Below are 15,563 nucleotides of genomic sequence, written 5' to 3'. Positions count from 1 at the left end.
GAAGGAGACTGAAGACATGCGCGTCATGGCCCAAATGGCAATGGTGATGAACCTCGACAAGTGCATCGGCTGTCACACCTGTTCCGTCACCTGCAAGCAGGCGTGGACCAACCGGACCGGGATGGAGTACGTCTGGTTCAACAACGTCGAGACCCGGCCCGGCCAGGGCTATCCCCGCGGCTACGAGGATCAGGAGAAGTGGCGCGGCGGCTGGGAGCTCGGCAAGAACGGCCGGCTCAAGCTCAAGGACGGCGGCCGCGTGGCCAAGCTGCTCAAGCTCTTCGCCAACCCCCGCCTGCCCGGCATCGAGGACTACTACGAGCCGTGGACGTACGAGTACGACAAGCTCCTCAACTCCCCCGCCCAGCAGCAGATCGTCACGGCGCCGCCGAAGTCCCTCATCACGGGGGAGCGGGTCGACATCCAGTGGTCGGGCAACTGGGACGACGACCTGGGCGGCACGTACGCGCACAAGGACAAGGACCCGATGATCCGGGGCATCGAGGACAAGGTGAAGCTCGACTTCGACAACACCTTCATGTTCTATCTGCCGCGCATCTGCGAGCACTGCCTCAACCCGACGTGCGTGGCCTCCTGCCCGACCGGCGCGATCTACAAGCGCGCCGAGGACGGCATCGTGCTGGTCGACCAGGACAAGTGCCGCGGCTGGCGCATGTGCGTCTCCGGGTGCCCGTACAAGAAGATGTACTTCAACCACCGCACGGGCAAGGCGGAGAAGTGCACGTTCTGCTATCCCCGGATCGAGAACGGCGAGCCGACCGTGTGCGCGGAGACCTGCGTGGGCCGGCTGCGCTACATCGGCCTCGTGCTCTACGACGCCGACCGCGTGACCGAGGCCGCCTCGACCCCCGACGAGCACGACCTGTACGAGGCGCAGCGCAGCCTCATCCTCGACCCGAACGACCCGGAGGTGCTCGACGCCGCCGACCGGGCCGGCATCCCCTACGACTGGGTCATGGCCGCCCAGCGCTCGCCGATCTACGCGCTCATCCACACCTACGGCGTCGCGCTCCCGCTCCACCCGGAATACCGCACCATGCCGATGGTCTGGTACATCCCGCCGCTGTCGCCGGTGGTCGACGCCGTGCAGGACACGGGCTACGACGCCGAGGACGCCGAGAACCTGTTCTCCGCGATCGACACGCTGCGGATCCCGGTGGAGTACCTGGCGAACCTGTTCACCGCCGGGCACGTGCCCACCGTCGAGCGGGTGCTCTACCGGCTCGCCGGGATGCGCTCGTACATGCGCGACATCAACCTCGGCAACGAGCCGAAGGAGGGCATCGCCAACGCCGTGGGCCTCACGGGCCGGGAGATGCAGGCGATGTACCGGCTGCTCGCCATCGCCAAATACGACGAGCGCTACGTCATCCCGGCCGCCCACTCGGAGCAGGCGCACGACATCGAGGGCAGCCACACGGACTGCCCGCTCAACGGCGAGGGCGGCCCCGGGATGTCCGAGGCCATGGGCAGCGACCCGCTCGGGGTGGGCGTCGGCGGCAAGGGCAAGGTGACCCTCCTCGCCTGGAACCCGGACGACCGGCCGGAGAAGATGTTCCCGCCGCGCCTCGGGACGGCCCCGGCATGAGCATGCTCAAGGCCCTGCTGGACCGGCGCCGCAACACCGAGCTCGCGCTGCCCGACGTCCGCGCCGCCCACGCCTGCGCCTCCTGGCTCGTGGGCTATCCGGGCGACGATCTGATCGAGCGGCTGCCGCAGCTCGGCGAGATCGCCGCGGGCCTCGACCCGCGCCTGGGCGAGCCGCTGGCACGCACGGCGCGCGCGTTGGCGAGCTCCGACGTCCTCGAGCTGCGCAGCCTCTACGTGGACACGTTCGACACGCGCCGGCGCGGCTGCCTGTTCCTCACCTACTACTCGAACGGCGACACCCGCCGGCGCGGGATGGCGCTCGTGCGGATCAAGGACACGTACCGGCGCGCCGGGCTCGAGGTGCCCGAGACCGAACTGCCCGACCACCTGACCCTCGTGCTCGAGTTCGCCGCCGGGCACGACGCGGCCGGCGGCATGAAGATCCTCACCCAGAACCGCCCCGGGGTGGAGCTGCTGCGGATGCACCTCGAGGCGATCTCCTCGCCGTGGCACGGCGCGCTCGAGGCGATCTGCGCCACGATGCCCCCGCTCGGCGACGTCGACATCGAGCAGATGGCCCAGCTCGCCGCCGACGGCCCCGAGACCGAGGAGGTCGGCCTCGACGGCTACGGGGCCGACGCCCACAACCTGCACCCCGCCTCGCGCCCGGGCCCGACGGGCTGCGGTTCCGCCACGGAGCAGCCCGGGTACGGACCCGGCACCGTGCCCGGCACCGGCCCCACCCAAGGCCGCACCGTTCCCGAGGGTATGCGCGAGTTCCCGCTCACCCCGGCCCGATCAGAAGGAGCGAGCTCATGACGACGACCTGGGAGACCATGCTGTGGGTCGCCTTCCCCTACGTGGTGCTCGCGATCTTCATCGGCGGGCACATCTGGCGGTGGCGCTCCGACCAGTTCGGCTGGACCACCCGTTCGAGCCAGATGTACGAGTCGAAGTTGCTGCGGATCGGCTCGCCGGCCTTCCACTTCGGCATCATCGGCATCTTCTTCGGCCACGTGGTCGGCCTGGGGGTCCCGAACACGTGGACCCGGGCGATCGGGCTGTCCGACCACTGGTATCACATCATGGCGATCACGATCGGGCTCGCGGCCGCGGTCGCCTGCGTCGGCGGGCTCATCCTGCTCATCTACCGCAGGCGCACCAACCGGCGCGTGTTCGGGGCCACGACGGTCATGGACAAGGCGATGTACCTGTTCCTGGCCCTCGTCATCGTGTTCGGCGTGCTCGCCACGGTCGTGCACACGGCCATCGGCACCTACGACTACCGGGAGGGGGTCTCGCTCTGGTTCCGTGAGTTCTGGAGCTTCCAGCCCGACCCGGCGCACATGACCAGCGCGCCGGTCTTCTTCCAGCTGCACGTCATCAGCGCCCTGCTCATCTTCGCGATCTGGCCGTTCACGCGCCTCGTGCACGTGTTCAGCGCGCCGATCGGCTACCTCACCCGCCCCTATATCGTCTACCGCAGCCGGGGCGCGCAGCGGGAGCGCCGGGGCTGGGAGAAGGTCGGCTTCTGACGATGCGGTGCGCGGCGGTCATCCTCGCCGGCGGCCGCGGCTCGCGGCTCGGCGGGGTGCGCAAGGCCGAACTGCGTGTGGACGGCGACGCGCTCCTCGCGTACGTCCTCGCCGCGGTCGAGGCGTGCTCGGAGCGGGTGGTGGTCGGCTTCCCCGACCTGGACGTGCCCGCGGGGGTCGTGCTCACCCGCGAGGATCCGCCCGGGTCCGGGCCCGCGGCGGGAATCGCCGCCGGGATGGCCCGGGTCGGGGCGGGCGCCGACTGGGTGCTCGTGCTCGCGTGCGACCTGCCCGGGGCGGGGGAGATCGTGCCGGAGCTCCTCGCGGCCGCCGCAGCGGCGCCGGCGCAGGTGGAGAGCATCCTCGCCCGGACCCCCTCGGCGGATCTGCCCCCCGGCGACCGGGCCGGCGATCGGGGCGGTGATCGGGCCGGCGTTCGGGCCGGTGACGTCGAGGGCCGCACCGAATGGCTCACCGGCATCCACCGAGCCGGGGCCCTGCGGCGGGTGATCGCAGCGCGCGGGGAGGGGCTGATCGACGGATCCGTGCGTCGTCTCTTCGCCTCGATGCGGCAGGCGACGATCGCGGCACCACCCGGATCCACGCGGGACGTCGACACGTGGGAGGACCATCGGTACTGGCTCGCGCGAGCCGGGGAAGGACGGGAGAGATGAGCACGAACGGCGACATGGGCAGCGACATCTGGCGGCCGTGGATCGAGCGGGCGGCCGCGGCGGCCGGGGTCGACCCGGCGTGCGTCGACGTGCCGCTCATCCACGACCTGACCAAGCAGGTCGCGCACCGGTACGACCGGCCGATGGCACCCGTGTCCTCCTTCCTCCTCGGCGTCGCGCTGGGACGCGCAGCGGGTGACGGCGGCGCCGACCAGGCCGCGCTCGCCCGGGAGCTGGTCGACCGGATCGTCGCCACCCTGCCCGAGGAGGCGGCCGACCCGGGTGCGGGCGGCGACCGGGCGTGAGCGGCCGATGACCACCCCGACCGGCACCGGCGAACGGGTTCCCTACGAGGAATACCTCGCCGGGATCCTCGCGGCCACGGGTCCGCTCCCGGCGGAGGACGTCGGGCTCGGGGATCCCCTGGCGGCGGCCGGGCTCGTGACCGCCGCGCCCGTGCGCTCGCGCTTGCCGGCCCCGGTGTTCACGAACTCGGCGATGGACGGCTTCGCCGTGCGGGCCGCGGATCTCGTCGCGGCCGCCGCCGGCGGGGAGGTCGGGGCCGCCGACGGGTCGACCGTCCGACTCGACGTGAGCGCGGACCTTCCCGCGGGCGTGCCGGCACCGCCGTGGCGGCCGGGGACCGCGGTGCGGATCATGACGGGTGCGCCGCTGCCGTCCGGCCCCGACGGTCCCGACACGGTCGTCCCGGTGGAGTTCACCGATCAGCCCCTCATGCGCGCCCCGCTGCCCGCCCGCGTGCGGATCCCCGCGGACTGGCCCGCCGGCCGCAACGTGCGCGCCCGGGGCTCCGACGTTCCGGCCGGGGCCGAGATCCTCGCGGCCGGCACCCGGCTCGACGGCGCGGCGCTCGCCGCGCTCGCGGCCGTCGGGGTGGGGTCGGTGCGCGTGCATCCGCGAGTGCGGGTGGCGATCATCGTCACGGGTGACGAGCTGGCGGCCACGGGGGCCGACCTGGCCCCGGGGCAGGTGCCCGATTCCAATGGGATCCTGCTGCGGGCCACCCTGTCCGACTTCGGTGCCGACGTGCGCCGGCACCACACCTGCAGCGACTCCCCGGAGGCCTTCGGCGCCCTGATCGACGACGCCGCGGCCGATGTCGACCTCGTGATCACGACCGGCGGGGCGTCGGTCGGCGCGCACGACGTGGCCCGGCAGGTGCTCACCACCCGGGGCGTGCGGTTCGCCGCGGTCGCGATCCAGCCCGCGAAGCCCCAGGGCTTCGGGATCGTCCGCGGCGTGCCGGTGCTCGCACTCCCGGGTAATCCGGGCGCCGTGCACGCGAGCCTGCACGCGCTCGTGCGGCCCGTGCTCGCCCGTCTCGGCGGGGTGCGCCTTCCCGCGCCGCTGCGACTGCCGGTCGCCCGGGGTTGGACGGCGCGCCCGGGCCTGCGCCAGTTCGTGCCCGTGACGATCGGGCCCGAGGGGATCTCCCCCGTCATTCCCGGCGGCGTGGCCGCCCACCGGGTGAGCTCGATGGCTCACGCCGATGGGCTGGCCAGTGTGCCGCCCGGGATGGCTCAGGTGCGCACTGGAGACATCCTCTCCGTGCTCGTCACCCGCGCCTGACCCGCGCGCGACGCAGGGCCGCGCCGCCCAGGAGCAGGCCCGCCGCGATGAGCAGTCCCGCCGTCGTCGTGACTCCGGTGACGGGGAGCGCGGGGGCGTGGCCGTCCTCCTCGGAATCCGGCCCCGGAGAGGAATCCGTCGGCCCACTCGGCCCGCTCGGTTCACCCGGGTCCGTGGGATCGGTCGGCTCACCCGGGTCCGTGGGATCGGTCGGCTCACTCGGGTCCGTGGGCTCCGTGGGATCGGTCGGTGCCGTGGGCTCCGTGGGCTCCGTGGGCTCCGTGGGGTCGGTCGGGTCCGTGGGCTCGGTGGGCTCCGTGGGGTCCGTCGGGTCCGTCGGCTCGGTCGGGTCCGTGGGGTCCGTGGGGTCCGTCGGCTCGGTCGGGTCCGTGGGCTCGGGAACATCGGTCGCCATGGCGAAGACGTGCAGCTGATTGTTCTCGGGGAACGTGACCGCCGTGATCAGCAACCCGTCGGGGGCCTCGAAGCGGTCCGTGGCGAACACGAAGGCCCGGTCCCTGTCGCCGTTTCGCCGGTCCATCCTGGCCACCACCGAATTGCCGTCGATCGGCTCATCGGTCTCGGTGGGATACATCCAGTCGCCGAAGGCGAGCGGCGCGCGGACCACGGATCCGTCGGAGAGGGTGAGTTCGACCTCGCCCCGCTGGGTGCCGTTCGTGGCGGTGCCCACGAACGAGATCGCGGTCGACTCGTGGGCCAGGGTCACCTGCTGGCCTGCCGCCGTGATCGTGTTCGGCAGCCCTGCGGGAACATCCGGCCACGTGTAGTCGAGGCCGTGCACGCTGCGCTCGGCCCCGGGGGTGAGCCCCACGTCCGCCAGCGCCTGCTGCGAGAGGCTGTTGCCCACGCTGTCGAGGTTTCCGAGCCCCGAATTGAACTCGTCGGCGCTGCCGACGGTGTTGTATGCGGCGAGCAGGCTGCCGGGGCGCGCGATGCGGATGGAGACGGGCATGGTCGCCGGGGAGCCGGTGCCCGTCGCCGACACGGTCAGGAGCGAGTATCCCTCGGCGGAGTCCGCGGGGATCTCGAGCGGGATCGATGCGTGAGCGCGACCGAAGTCGTCGAGGCTCACGTCCTCGGCGCCCAGCTCGGTTCCGGCGGGGTCGGTCACCCGAACGTCCACGCGCTCGCCACCGTCACCGAAGGATTGCACCGTGACGTCGACCTCCGCCGACGCGCCGGGCTGCGCCGTGATCTGCGGGCTCATCGTTCCGATGATCACGTCCGCGCTACCCGCGGTGAACGAGGGCGGTGCCGACGACGGGGCCGTTCCCCATTCGGCGTCGGCCTTCTGCGCGAGCGTCATCTCCACGACCCCGCCCTCGGTCCACAGGTCGCTCGGGAGATAGGTCCGATCCCATGCCTCTCCGTTGACCGTCATGCCCGAGATATAGCGCTTCCCGTCGGCCGCACCCGGGGCCTTGATCTCGATCGAGTTGGCGCCGTCGCGTTCGAAAAGCACGCGGTCGAACCGGGGGGTGTTGACGCTGACGACGTCGGTCCCGGGGGTGACCGGGTACATTCCGGTCGCCGCCCAGACGTACCAGCCGGCCATCGCGCCGAGGTCGTCGTTGCCGGGCTTGCCGTCGGGGCGGGGTTGGAACGAACTGGCGATCACGGCGTCCACCAGTTCGGAGGTGCGCCACGGTTGCCCGGTGTAGTTGTACAGCCAGGGCACGCCCAAGCCGGGCTGGTTGCCGATCCACAGGTGGTCGCTGTTTCCGCCGGCGTTGTGCTCGGACGTGAACTCGTCGAGCAGCGCGACCGTGGCGTCGTCTCCTCCGAGGGCCTGAATGAGCGCGGTCACGTTCTGAGGAACGAGCCAGGTGTACTGAACGTCGCTGCCCTCGTCGAAGCCGGCCTGCCCGAATCCGCTGCCCCCGGGCATGACGAACGCGCCTTGGGCGGTGCGGGCGGAGCTGAGCCGGGTGGCGGGGTTCAATACGTTCTGCCAGGACTGGCCGCGCTCGGCGAACTCGGTGGCCGTCGCGGACTCGCCCAGCGCCTGCGCGAACTGCCCGATCGCGAAGTCGGAGATGGCGTACTCCAGTGTGACCGAGGCCCCGACGACCTGATGGTCGCCGCGCAGCTCCTCGGTCTGCGGGGCATAGCCCAGGTCGAGGTAGGCCTCGACCCCGGGCCGCTGGCGGTAGCCGTTGCTCGCCTGGCCCGCCGTGGTGGCTCCCTTGATCATGTATTCCAGCGCTGTGTCGGTATCGAAGTCGGTGGCGCCGAAGGCGTGCATGCTTGCGATCAGGGGCGGGATGGGGTCTCCGGTCATCTGCCCGCTGTAGCTGTTGGCCACGGGCCACTTGGGGAGCCAACCGCCCTGGACGGCGTCGTTGACGAGCGACTGCGCCATGTCGGAGGCCCGATCGGGTGCGATGAGCGCTTGCAGGGCTCCGAGCGAGCGGTACGTGTCCCAACCGGCGAAGTTCGCGTACTGGGTGTGTCCGGGCTCGACCTCGTGGATGGCGTCGTCGAAGCCGATATAGCGGCCGTCGACGTCGTTGAACGTGTTGGGGAACAGGAGGGACTGGTACAGGGAGGTGTAGAACATCGTCAGGTCGTCGCTGTCCGTGCCTTCGACCTTCACGCTCCCGAGCAGGTCGAGCCAGGCGTCCCGGTTCTGCTGTTCGACGGCGTCGAAGTCCCATCCGGGGATCTCGGCGGCGAGGTTCGCCTCGGCGCCGGCGACGCTCACATAGGAGATGCCGACCTTGCTCTTCACCGTGGCCTCGGGCGCGAACGTGAACCAGGCTCCGGCGCGGCGGTCCCGCACCGACGCCCGGCCCACCTCGAGGTCGGTTCCCTCCCAGGTTCCGAACTCTTCGAAGTCCTGGTCGAACTCCATCGCGTAGTAGAGCGTGTGCTCGTTGTTCTTCCCGCAGAAGCCGCCGGTCGTGATCGATCCGGTGACCGTTCGTGTTCCCGAGACGGTCAGCTCGGCGTCGCGGACGTCGGCGAGCGACCCGCCCGCGTCGACGATGACCTGGGAGGCCTCCGCCTGCTTGGAGTAGTCGAAGCTCAACCCGCCGGCACGGGTGGCGGATACGAGGTCGACGTCGGTGCCCGCGGCGTCGAGACGCACCTGGTAGCGGCCGACCGCAGCGGTCTCGTCGTCGTGCGAGAAGTGCTCCGTCAGGTTCCAGGGCTCGTCGCCGACATCGCCCGTGACCGGCAGGATCGGCAGGTCGCCGAAGATCCAGCAGCCGGCCGAGGCGTGCGTCATGCTGAAGCCGCGGATCTGGTCGTGGCCATAGCGATAGCCGGCATACGCCCCGAGCGTGTCGGGCGAGAGCTGCATCATCCCGAAGGGCATCGACACCCCGGGAAAGTTGTTCACCTCGGTCACCGCGGCGCCGGAGGCCTCACCGGTACCGATGAGCGGGTCGACGTAGTCCAGGGGCGCCTCGACGTAGGACGCGCTCGTCGGGGGAGCGTCGATGGGTGCGGCGATCGCGCCGCCGGCGCCCACCAGACTTCCCGCCCCGACGATCGCGGCGACGGCCGCGACGCGTCGCGGCCGTGTGGTCCACGTTGAACTCATCAACTACTCCTTCGGTCGTGACGATCTGGCCGGGCACGCCATGGTGCGCCGACCTATACCAGCGTCGATGCGGTACATCAGTCATAGTGGTCCACGTCTGGCAACGTTGTCAAAGTGAGGATGTCGTCATGTCGACCGGCGGCGCGAGCGGGGAGGAGCGCCCGGCGCCGGGGCGGAGAAGTCTCCCCGCTCAGCCGGTGTGGTGGGTGGAGTCTGTGGGGCGCGTGAACTCGGCGGGGTGGGTGGCGTCGGCGGGATCGGCGGGATCGGCGGGATCGGCCGGATCGGCTGAGCCCGCGAGTCCCGCGAGGCCGGCGAGGTGCTCCCCGATCGGGAACGCGGCCGTCGCCGCGGGGGAGGGGGCGTTGAGCACGTGCACCATCCGTTCGGTGCGGGCGAGCAGGAAGTCCTCCACGAGGCGGCCGTCCGGGCGTAGTGCCTGGGCGCGGATCCCCGCCGGGAACGGCCGCAGGTCCGCCGTGCGCAGCGAGGGGGCGTAGCGGCGCACCCGGGCGGCGTAGGCGTGCTTCGACGCCGAGCCGCGGGCCTCGTTCCAGCCCACGTGAAGGTGCCGGGCCGCGAGGTGCCAGAGACCCGGATAGGTGAGGTAGTCCGCGATGTCGCGCAGGTTCACGCTCGCCTTGCCGTAGCCCTCCCGGGCGCGGCCGAGGACCGCCGAGGGCCCCACGCTCGTCCCGCCGCCGATGAGCGGGCTGATGTGGACGCCCAGGAACGGCAGCTGCGGATCGGGCACCGGGTAGACGAGCGAGCGGGCGAGGGGCGGTCCGGCCAGGCGGTGGTACTCGCCGCGGAAGGGCACGATCCGAACCCCGGGATCGAGCCCGGCCAGGCGAGCGAGCCGGTCGCTCTGCAGCCCCGCACAGGCGAGGAGCCGGCCCGCCTCGATCCGCCGCCGGCCCGTGCCGGATCCCGCGACCACCTCGACGCGGCCGGGGCGTTCGTCGACGGCCGTCACCTCCACGCCGAGCACGAGCCGGACGCCCCGGCGGACGAGGTCCATCGCCAGGCGACGGGTGAGCAGGCCGTAGTCGAGGATCCCGGTGCTCGGGATGTGCAGGGCGCACACCCCGACCAGGGCGGGTTCCCGACGCCGCAGCTCGGCGCCGTCGATGAGCTCGTGGGGCAGGCCGATCGCCGCCGCGTTCGCGGCCAACTCCTCGAGGCCGGCGACCTCGGCGGCGTCGACGGCGACGATGTGCTTTCCGCAGCGGCGCATCGGCACCCCGTGGGCCCGGGCGAACTCCTCGGTGGCGCGGGCACCGGCCAGGCAGAATCGGCTCTTGAGGCTTCCGGGCGGGTAGTACACGCCCGAATGGACGACCCCCGAGTTGTGCCCGCTCTGGTGTGCGGCGACCGAGCGCTCCTTCTCGAGCACGACGATCCGGGCGCCCGGATCGTGGCCGAGCACGGCGTGGGCCGTGGCGAGCCCGACGATCCCGCCACCGACGATGCACACGTCCGCCTGCACGGCCACCTCCTCTGCGCCGGGGCGTGCCCGCGGGCCGGCGTCGTGAAACCGGGCCGGGGCAACCGATGAAACTGCGGTGAAACCCCACGGTCGCACACTGAGGTCATGACAGCCACACCAACGAACGACCGGACATCTGCACCCGCGGTCCGTGCCCGCGGCCTCGTCAAGGCCTTCGGGAGCCACCGCGCCGTCGACGGCATCGACCTGGACATCGAGCCCGGGGAGATCTTCGGAGTGCTCGGACCCAACGGCGCCGGGAAGACGACCATGATCCGCATGCTGGCCACCCTCCTGCGCATCGACGCGGGCCGGGCCGAGATCTTCGGCGTGGATGTGGCCACCTCGGCGCATCGCGTGCGTCAGCTCATCGGGGTCACCGGTCAGTACGCCTCCGTGGACGAGGGACTGACCGCCCGGGAGAACCTGCGGCTCTTCGCCGGACTGCAGGGCCTGAGCTCGGCCCGTGCCCGGCGGGTCAGCGGCGAACTGCTCGAGGAGTTCGGGCTGTCGGAGGCCGCCGACAAGACGCTCGCGAAGTTCTCGGGCGGGATGCGCCGACGCCTCGACCTGGCCGCCAGCCTCATCACCAGGCCGCCCCTCATCTTCCTGGACGAGCCGACCACCGGGCTGGATCCGCGCACGCGAAACCAGATGTGGAGCACGATCCGCTCGCTCGTGGCGGGCGGGGCGACCGTGCTGCTCACGACCCAGTACCTGGAGGAGGCCGACGAACTGGCCGACCGGATCGCCGTGATCGACGACGGACGCCTCGTGGCCCAGGGAACCCCCGCGCAGCTCAAGGCCTCGATCGGCGGCTCGAGCCTGCAGCTCGTGCTCACCGACCCCGCCCAATCGGAGTCGGCCCGCCGGCTCGCAGGCGCGGTCATGGGAGCCGACGTCGTGCACGAGCCCCGACCGGGTGAGCTCCGCGTCGGGCTCCGGGCGGCCGACGAGGCGGCCGGGGTGCTCGTGGCCCTGCGTGAGGCCCACGTCGGCATCGACACCATGACCGTGCGGGAGCCGAGCCTCGACGAGGTCTTCCTGACGATCACCGGCTCGCCCACCCGCCCCGGATCGCCCACCCGCACCGAGTCGCCCACCCGCACCGGCCCGTCCACCCGCACCGGCCCGTCCACCCGCACCGACGTTCTCGAGGAGGTCTGAGCCATGACGACCCTGTCGACAACCGATTCCGGCCCGGCACGCACCCGGCCGCCCGTACCCACCGATTTGCCCCCGCGCGTGAGCCTGGCCGACGCGTGGAGCCAGACCCTCGGATTCGCCTCCCGCGCGATCAAGAAGATGTTCCGCAACCCGGAGCAGTTCTCGGACGTGACCGTTCAGCCGCTCCTGTTCACGGCGATGTTCGCGTTCATCTTCGGCGGGGCGATCAGCGGGGACGTGGCGAGCTACCTGCCCATCATGATCCCGGGGATCCTGGCAATGACCTGCCTGACGGCCTGCATGGCCACGGGGGTGCAACTGCGCGAGGACATGGACACCGGAGTCTTCGACCGCTTCCGCTCCCTCCCGGTCGCCCGGATCGCACCCCTGGCCGGCCCGATGGTCGCCGACCTGCTCCGTTACGCGATCGCGGGGTCGCTCACCTTCGCCGCGGGCATGGCGATGGGCTACCGCCCGGGCGGCGGCGCGGCCGGCGTGCTCGCGGCGCTCGCGCTCGTCGTGCTCACCGGGTGGTCGCTCTCGTGGGCGTTCACCTATATCGGCACCATCGCCCGGTCCGCCCAGAGCGTCCAGGGCATCTCGATGATGGTCCTGTTCCCGCTCACGTTCCTCTCGAACGCGTTCGTTCCGGTCGACACCCTGCCGGGCTGGCTCCAGGGATTCGTCCGGGTCAACCCCATCTCGCACGTGGTCTCGGCCGTGCGGGACCTGGCCAATACCGGCTCCGTCACCGCCGAGGTCGGGTGGGCGTTGCTCGGCTGCGCCGTCGTGGTGGCGATCTTCGCCCCGCTGTCGGTCAGGAGCTACCAGCGCGAGCGATGAGCCCGATCCGCTCGTGCATGAGCGGCACGAGGTCCGCGCCCCGGTGCCCGGCGAGGGCCCGCGTGGCCGCGGGCAACGCGAGCGGGTCGCGCGCGGCCACGGCGCCGGCGAGCGGCTCCCGGGCGAGCGAGGGGAGGAACCTGTTGTAGCCGAAGGCGTCCGCGAGGGCGAGCAGTCCGGCGACGTCGACCGGCTCGAGCCGGTCGTGCAGCATCCCGGCGGCGGCGAGGGCGAAGCAGACGGTCCCCAGCACGGGGAAGTCGTAGTCGCGGCGCACCGGATCCGACACCCGCCGTGCCCGTCGCACGAGGTCGTCGAAGGCGTCTTGAAAGACGTCGGGGGTGTCGGGATCGTGCCGGGTGCGCACCGCGAGCGTGGCCGCGCGCGTGACCAACGCCCACGGATCGAGGCCGTCCGGTGCGGGCAGGGAGAGGGCCCGCGCGTCGTCCCCGCGTCGCCCCACCTCGACGAGGAGGGCCCGTGCCGACGAGACCTCGCCCCGGGCGTAGGAGATCTCCGCGAGGCCGAGCAGGACGGCGACCTGGGCGCCCAGCCCGCGGCCCCGGCGCTGCTGCGCGGCGATCTCCCGCAGCGCGGACTCGGCCGCGGCCAGATCGCCCGCGGCGAGGGCGGCCGCGGCGATCACCGCCCGGCACTGGAGCACGTCCTCGACGGCCCCGAGCCGCTCGAGCACCGGCAGGGCCCGGCGGGCCTCCGCGCGGCTGGCCTCGAACTGACCGAGCTGGCCGTGCAACTGAGCCAGGATCGCGTGGTGGTTCGCGAGCAGCCACGGCGGATCCTCGGGTGCCATCCGCCCGAGCGATCGCTCGAGCGTGTGGACGGCGCCCGCGGGGTCGCCCGCGTTCTCGAGGTGCAGCGCGAGGAACGGCGCGGCGACGACGGCGGTGAGCCGGTCCGGGTCGGCGGCGAGGCCCCGGAGCCGGATCGGCACGAGGGGCGCCATCCGGCCGGGCGCATCCGCAAGCTGTCCGGCGATGCGGGTCAGGGCCGAGACGACCGGATCGCGGCCCGGCTGCCGCCGCAGGTCCGCGAGCACCCGGTGTGTCTGCGTCAGCGGGCTCGAGACCGGCAGCATCGCCCACGTGACGGCGAGGATCGACAGCCCCGCCCGGGCCTCCTCCTCGAGCTCGGGCGGGACCGATCTGCCGGTGAGGAGCCGTTCGACGGGCCCGAAGGAGTCGACGATGCGGAGGTGCTCGCCGCAGATGAGCCAGGAGGAGACGAGGGCGGCGAAGACCGGCACCGCGACGTCCATCTCGCCGCGCTCGAACGCCTCGCGGAGCACGTCGGCCAGCGTCGCCTCCTCCCGGTGGAGGGCATCGAGGACATCGAGCTGCCCGGGCCCGTACACGCCGCGCAGGTACTCACGGCAGGCGCCCGCGGCCCATGCGCGCACCGACGCGCGGGCCTCGGCGTGGCGACCCGCCCGGGCGAGGTGGCGGGCACCGTACTCGCGGATGGTCTCGAGCATGCGATAGCGCGGGAGCCCGCGTGACTCGTCGATTCCGAGGAGGGACTGGTCCACCAGCGCGGCGACCGCACCGGGCGCATCGGCACCGAGCATCGACTGCGCGGCCTCCGCGGTGAAGCCGTCGGGCCAGGCCGACAGCCGCGCGAGGGCGTCCTGCGCGCCGGCGTCGAGGAGCTGCCAGGACCAGTCGATGACCGCCTCGAGGGTGCGGTGCCGCCGGGGCGCACTGCGGTCCCCGCCCTGGAGCAGGGCGAATCGGTCGGGCAGCCTCGCGAGGATCTGGGGCACCGACATCGTCCGCACCGTCGCCGCCGCGAGTTCGATCGCCAGCGGAAGGCCGTCGAGTCGCTCGACCAGGAGCGCGACGTCGGACTCCTCGACGACGGCGCCGGGCCGGACCGCCGTCGCGCGATCCCGGAACAGCCGCGCGGCGTCGTCCGCGCCGAGGCCGCCGAGGGCATAGACGTGCTCGGCCGTGAGCCGCAGCGGCGCCCGCGAGGTCGTGAGCACCCGCAGGTCTCGCACCTGTGAGAGCAGGAACGCGACGAGGTCCGCGACGGCACCCGCGACGTGCTCGCAGTTGTCGAGTACGAGGAGGCTCGGGGCGCCCTCGAGCTGCCCGGCCACCCGTGACGGCAGGTCCGCGGGCAGGCCGCGCCTGCCGGGGCGGGAGACCGATTCGCGCATATTCAGGGCCGTGGCGACCGCCCCGACGACCTCCCCCGGCGCGGAGACGCCGGCGAGCTCGACGACGTGCACGGCCGGGCGGGTGCTCGTGGCCGCGATCTCCTGGGCCAGCCGGGTCTTGCCGAGACCGCCGGTGCCGATGATCGACACGAGCCGGGCCGTCGTGAGCATCCCCCGCACCGCCTCGAGATCCGCGCGGCGCCCGAGCAGGCTCGTGGCGGCGTGGGCGACGCCGGAGCGCACCGGCCGATCGGATGCGAGCAGCTCCCGGTGGACGGCCTGCAGCGCCGGTCCGGGGCCGGTGCCCAGGTCCTCCCTCAGCCCGCGCCGGATCGCCTCGAACCGGGCCAGCGCGGCGCCGGGGCCGCGGGTCGCCGCCAGCTCGCGCAGGAGGGCGGCCTGCAGCTCCTCGTCGCGCGGCTCGGCCGCCACGAGCTCCTCGAGGTCCCCGAGGTCGTGTCCGAACCGGCCCAGCCGCGAATCCGCCAGCGCCAGCACGCGCCGGGCACGCGGGTCGGGGCCCAGGGCCAGCGCGGCCCGGGCGTGTGCACCGGCCCGGACCGGCTCGCCGGCGGTGAGGGCCGCATCGGCCGCGCGGGCGAGCTCGGCGCGGGCGAGCACATCGACCGAGCCGGGGGCCAGCCCGAGCCGGTATCCCGCCGGGGTCCGCTCGATCACCTCCGGTGCGGTCGCGCCGCGGGCCCGCGAGACGAGGATCTGCAGCGCCTTGAGGGGATGGGCCGGAAGGTCCTCGCCCCAGACCGCCCGGATGAGCGCTGCGGAGCCGGCGCCGTCGGGATGCGCGGCCGCGAGCGCCGTCAGCAGGCTGCGGAGGCGGTCCCCGGGCACGGGGCGGCCCTGCCAGGACACCCCGCCCTCGACTCGCAGCCTGATCTCCACGCAC

11 protein-coding genes are annotated in these 15,563 nt (G+C 72.7%); 8 read left to right on the top strand and 3 right to left on the bottom strand.

The features are described from left to right. The first annotated feature begins 16 nt into the window (after window positions 1-16). Genes narH through glp form a run of 6 tightly spaced genes read left to right on the top strand, consistent with a single transcriptional unit; the run spans window position 17 to window position 5,410 of the window. The gene (gene narH, locus GCG21_RS03510; protein WP_152817872.1) at window positions 17-1,609 is read left to right on the top strand and encodes a nitrate reductase subunit beta; all 1,593 of its coding nucleotides are present in this window, start codon (window positions 17-19) and stop codon (window positions 1,607-1,609) included. Further along, window positions 1,606-2,430, top strand: coding sequence for a nitrate reductase molybdenum cofactor assembly chaperone (gene narJ / locus GCG21_RS03505; RefSeq protein ID WP_152817871.1), 825 nt, complete (start codon window positions 1,606-1,608; stop codon window positions 2,428-2,430). Before narH ends, narJ begins: the two co-directional genes overlap by 4 nt. Next, the gene (gene narI, locus GCG21_RS03500; protein WP_152817870.1) at window positions 2,427-3,146 is read left to right on the top strand and encodes a respiratory nitrate reductase subunit gamma; all 720 of its coding nucleotides are present in this window, start codon (window positions 2,427-2,429) and stop codon (window positions 3,144-3,146) included. Before narJ ends, narI begins: the two co-directional genes overlap by 4 nt. Window positions 3,147-3,148: 2 nt before the next feature. Next, a complete protein-coding gene (locus GCG21_RS03495; RefSeq protein WP_152817869.1) occupies window positions 3,149-3,820 on the top strand; it encodes a molybdenum cofactor guanylyltransferase in 672 nt (223 codons plus the stop codon). Continuing rightward, complete coding sequence (locus GCG21_RS16105; protein ID WP_227993088.1) at window positions 3,817-4,125, top strand: DUF6457 domain-containing protein; 309 nt, start codon at window positions 3,817-3,819, stop codon at window positions 4,123-4,125. Before GCG21_RS03495 ends, GCG21_RS16105 begins: the two co-directional genes overlap by 4 nt. A gap of 7 nt (window positions 4,126-4,132) precedes the next feature. Then, a complete protein-coding gene (gene glp / locus GCG21_RS03490) occupies window positions 4,133-5,410 on the top strand; it encodes a gephyrin-like molybdotransferase Glp (protein ID WP_152817868.1) in 1,278 nt (425 codons plus the stop codon). Here the strand turns inward: glp and GCG21_RS16100 are convergent. Together GCG21_RS16100 and lhgO are read right to left on the bottom strand one after the other, a co-directional pair. After that, window positions 5,397-8,981, bottom strand: a complete 3,585-nt coding sequence (locus GCG21_RS16100; RefSeq protein ID WP_194164913.1) for a GH92 family glycosyl hydrolase — start codon at window positions 8,979-8,981, stop codon at window positions 5,397-5,399. The genes glp and GCG21_RS16100 overlap by 14 nt on opposite strands. A 190-nt stretch (window positions 8,982-9,171) precedes the next feature. Then, window positions 9,172-10,470, bottom strand: a complete 1,299-nt coding sequence (lhgO, locus tag GCG21_RS03475; RefSeq protein ID WP_370517243.1) for an L-2-hydroxyglutarate oxidase — start codon at window positions 10,468-10,470, stop codon at window positions 9,172-9,174. A gap of 105 nt (window positions 10,471-10,575) precedes the next feature. Here lhgO and GCG21_RS03470 point away from each other — a divergent pair, with 105 nt between their 5' ends. Together GCG21_RS03470 and GCG21_RS03465 are read left to right on the top strand one after the other, a co-directional pair. Beyond that, a complete protein-coding gene (locus GCG21_RS03470) occupies window positions 10,576-11,637 on the top strand; it encodes an ATP-binding cassette domain-containing protein (RefSeq protein WP_152817867.1) in 1,062 nt (353 codons plus the stop codon). 3 nt (window positions 11,638-11,640) lie between these two features. Next, window positions 11,641-12,480 carry an ABC transporter permease gene (locus tag GCG21_RS03465; protein WP_152817866.1) on the top strand — a complete coding sequence of 280 codons (840 nt, stop codon included), beginning with the start codon at window positions 11,641-11,643 and terminating at the stop codon, window positions 12,478-12,480. Here GCG21_RS03465 and GCG21_RS03460 read toward each other — a convergent pair. Then, a complete protein-coding gene (locus GCG21_RS03460; RefSeq protein WP_152817865.1) occupies window positions 12,455-15,559 on the bottom strand; it encodes a BTAD domain-containing putative transcriptional regulator in 3,105 nt (1,034 codons plus the stop codon). The genes GCG21_RS03465 and GCG21_RS03460 overlap by 26 nt on opposite strands. Window positions 15,560-15,563: the final 4 nt, after the last annotated feature.

Origin of the sequence: Pseudactinotalea sp. HY160, assembly GCF_009372055.1 — a bacterium.
Lineage (GTDB): Bacteria > Actinomycetota > Actinomycetes > Actinomycetales > Beutenbergiaceae > HY158.
This window is presented reverse-complemented; position numbering and strand designations above follow the sequence as displayed.

Coding starts and splice junctions, on each gene's coding strand:
- GCG21_RS03495 (WP_152817869.1), top strand. CDS start 3,149: ATGCGGTGCGCGGCGGTCATCCTCGCCGGCGGCCGCGGCTCGCGGCTC.
- GCG21_RS03470 (WP_152817867.1), top strand. CDS start 10,576: ATGACAGCCACACCAACGAACGACCGGACATCTGCACCCGCGGTCCGT.
- GCG21_RS16100 (WP_194164913.1), bottom strand. CDS start 8,981: ATGAGTTCAACGTGGACCACACGGCCGCGACGCGTCGCGGCCGTCGCC.
- narH (WP_152817872.1), top strand. CDS start 17: ATGCGCGTCATGGCCCAAATGGCAATGGTGATGAACCTCGACAAGTGC.
- GCG21_RS03465 (WP_152817866.1), top strand. CDS start 11,641: ATGACGACCCTGTCGACAACCGATTCCGGCCCGGCACGCACCCGGCCG.
- narJ (WP_152817871.1), top strand. CDS start 1,606: ATGAGCATGCTCAAGGCCCTGCTGGACCGGCGCCGCAACACCGAGCTC.
- glp (WP_152817868.1), top strand. CDS start 4,133: ATGACCACCCCGACCGGCACCGGCGAACGGGTTCCCTACGAGGAATAC.
- narI (WP_152817870.1), top strand. CDS start 2,427: ATGACGACGACCTGGGAGACCATGCTGTGGGTCGCCTTCCCCTACGTG.
- GCG21_RS16105 (WP_227993088.1), top strand. CDS start 3,817: ATGAGCACGAACGGCGACATGGGCAGCGACATCTGGCGGCCGTGGATC.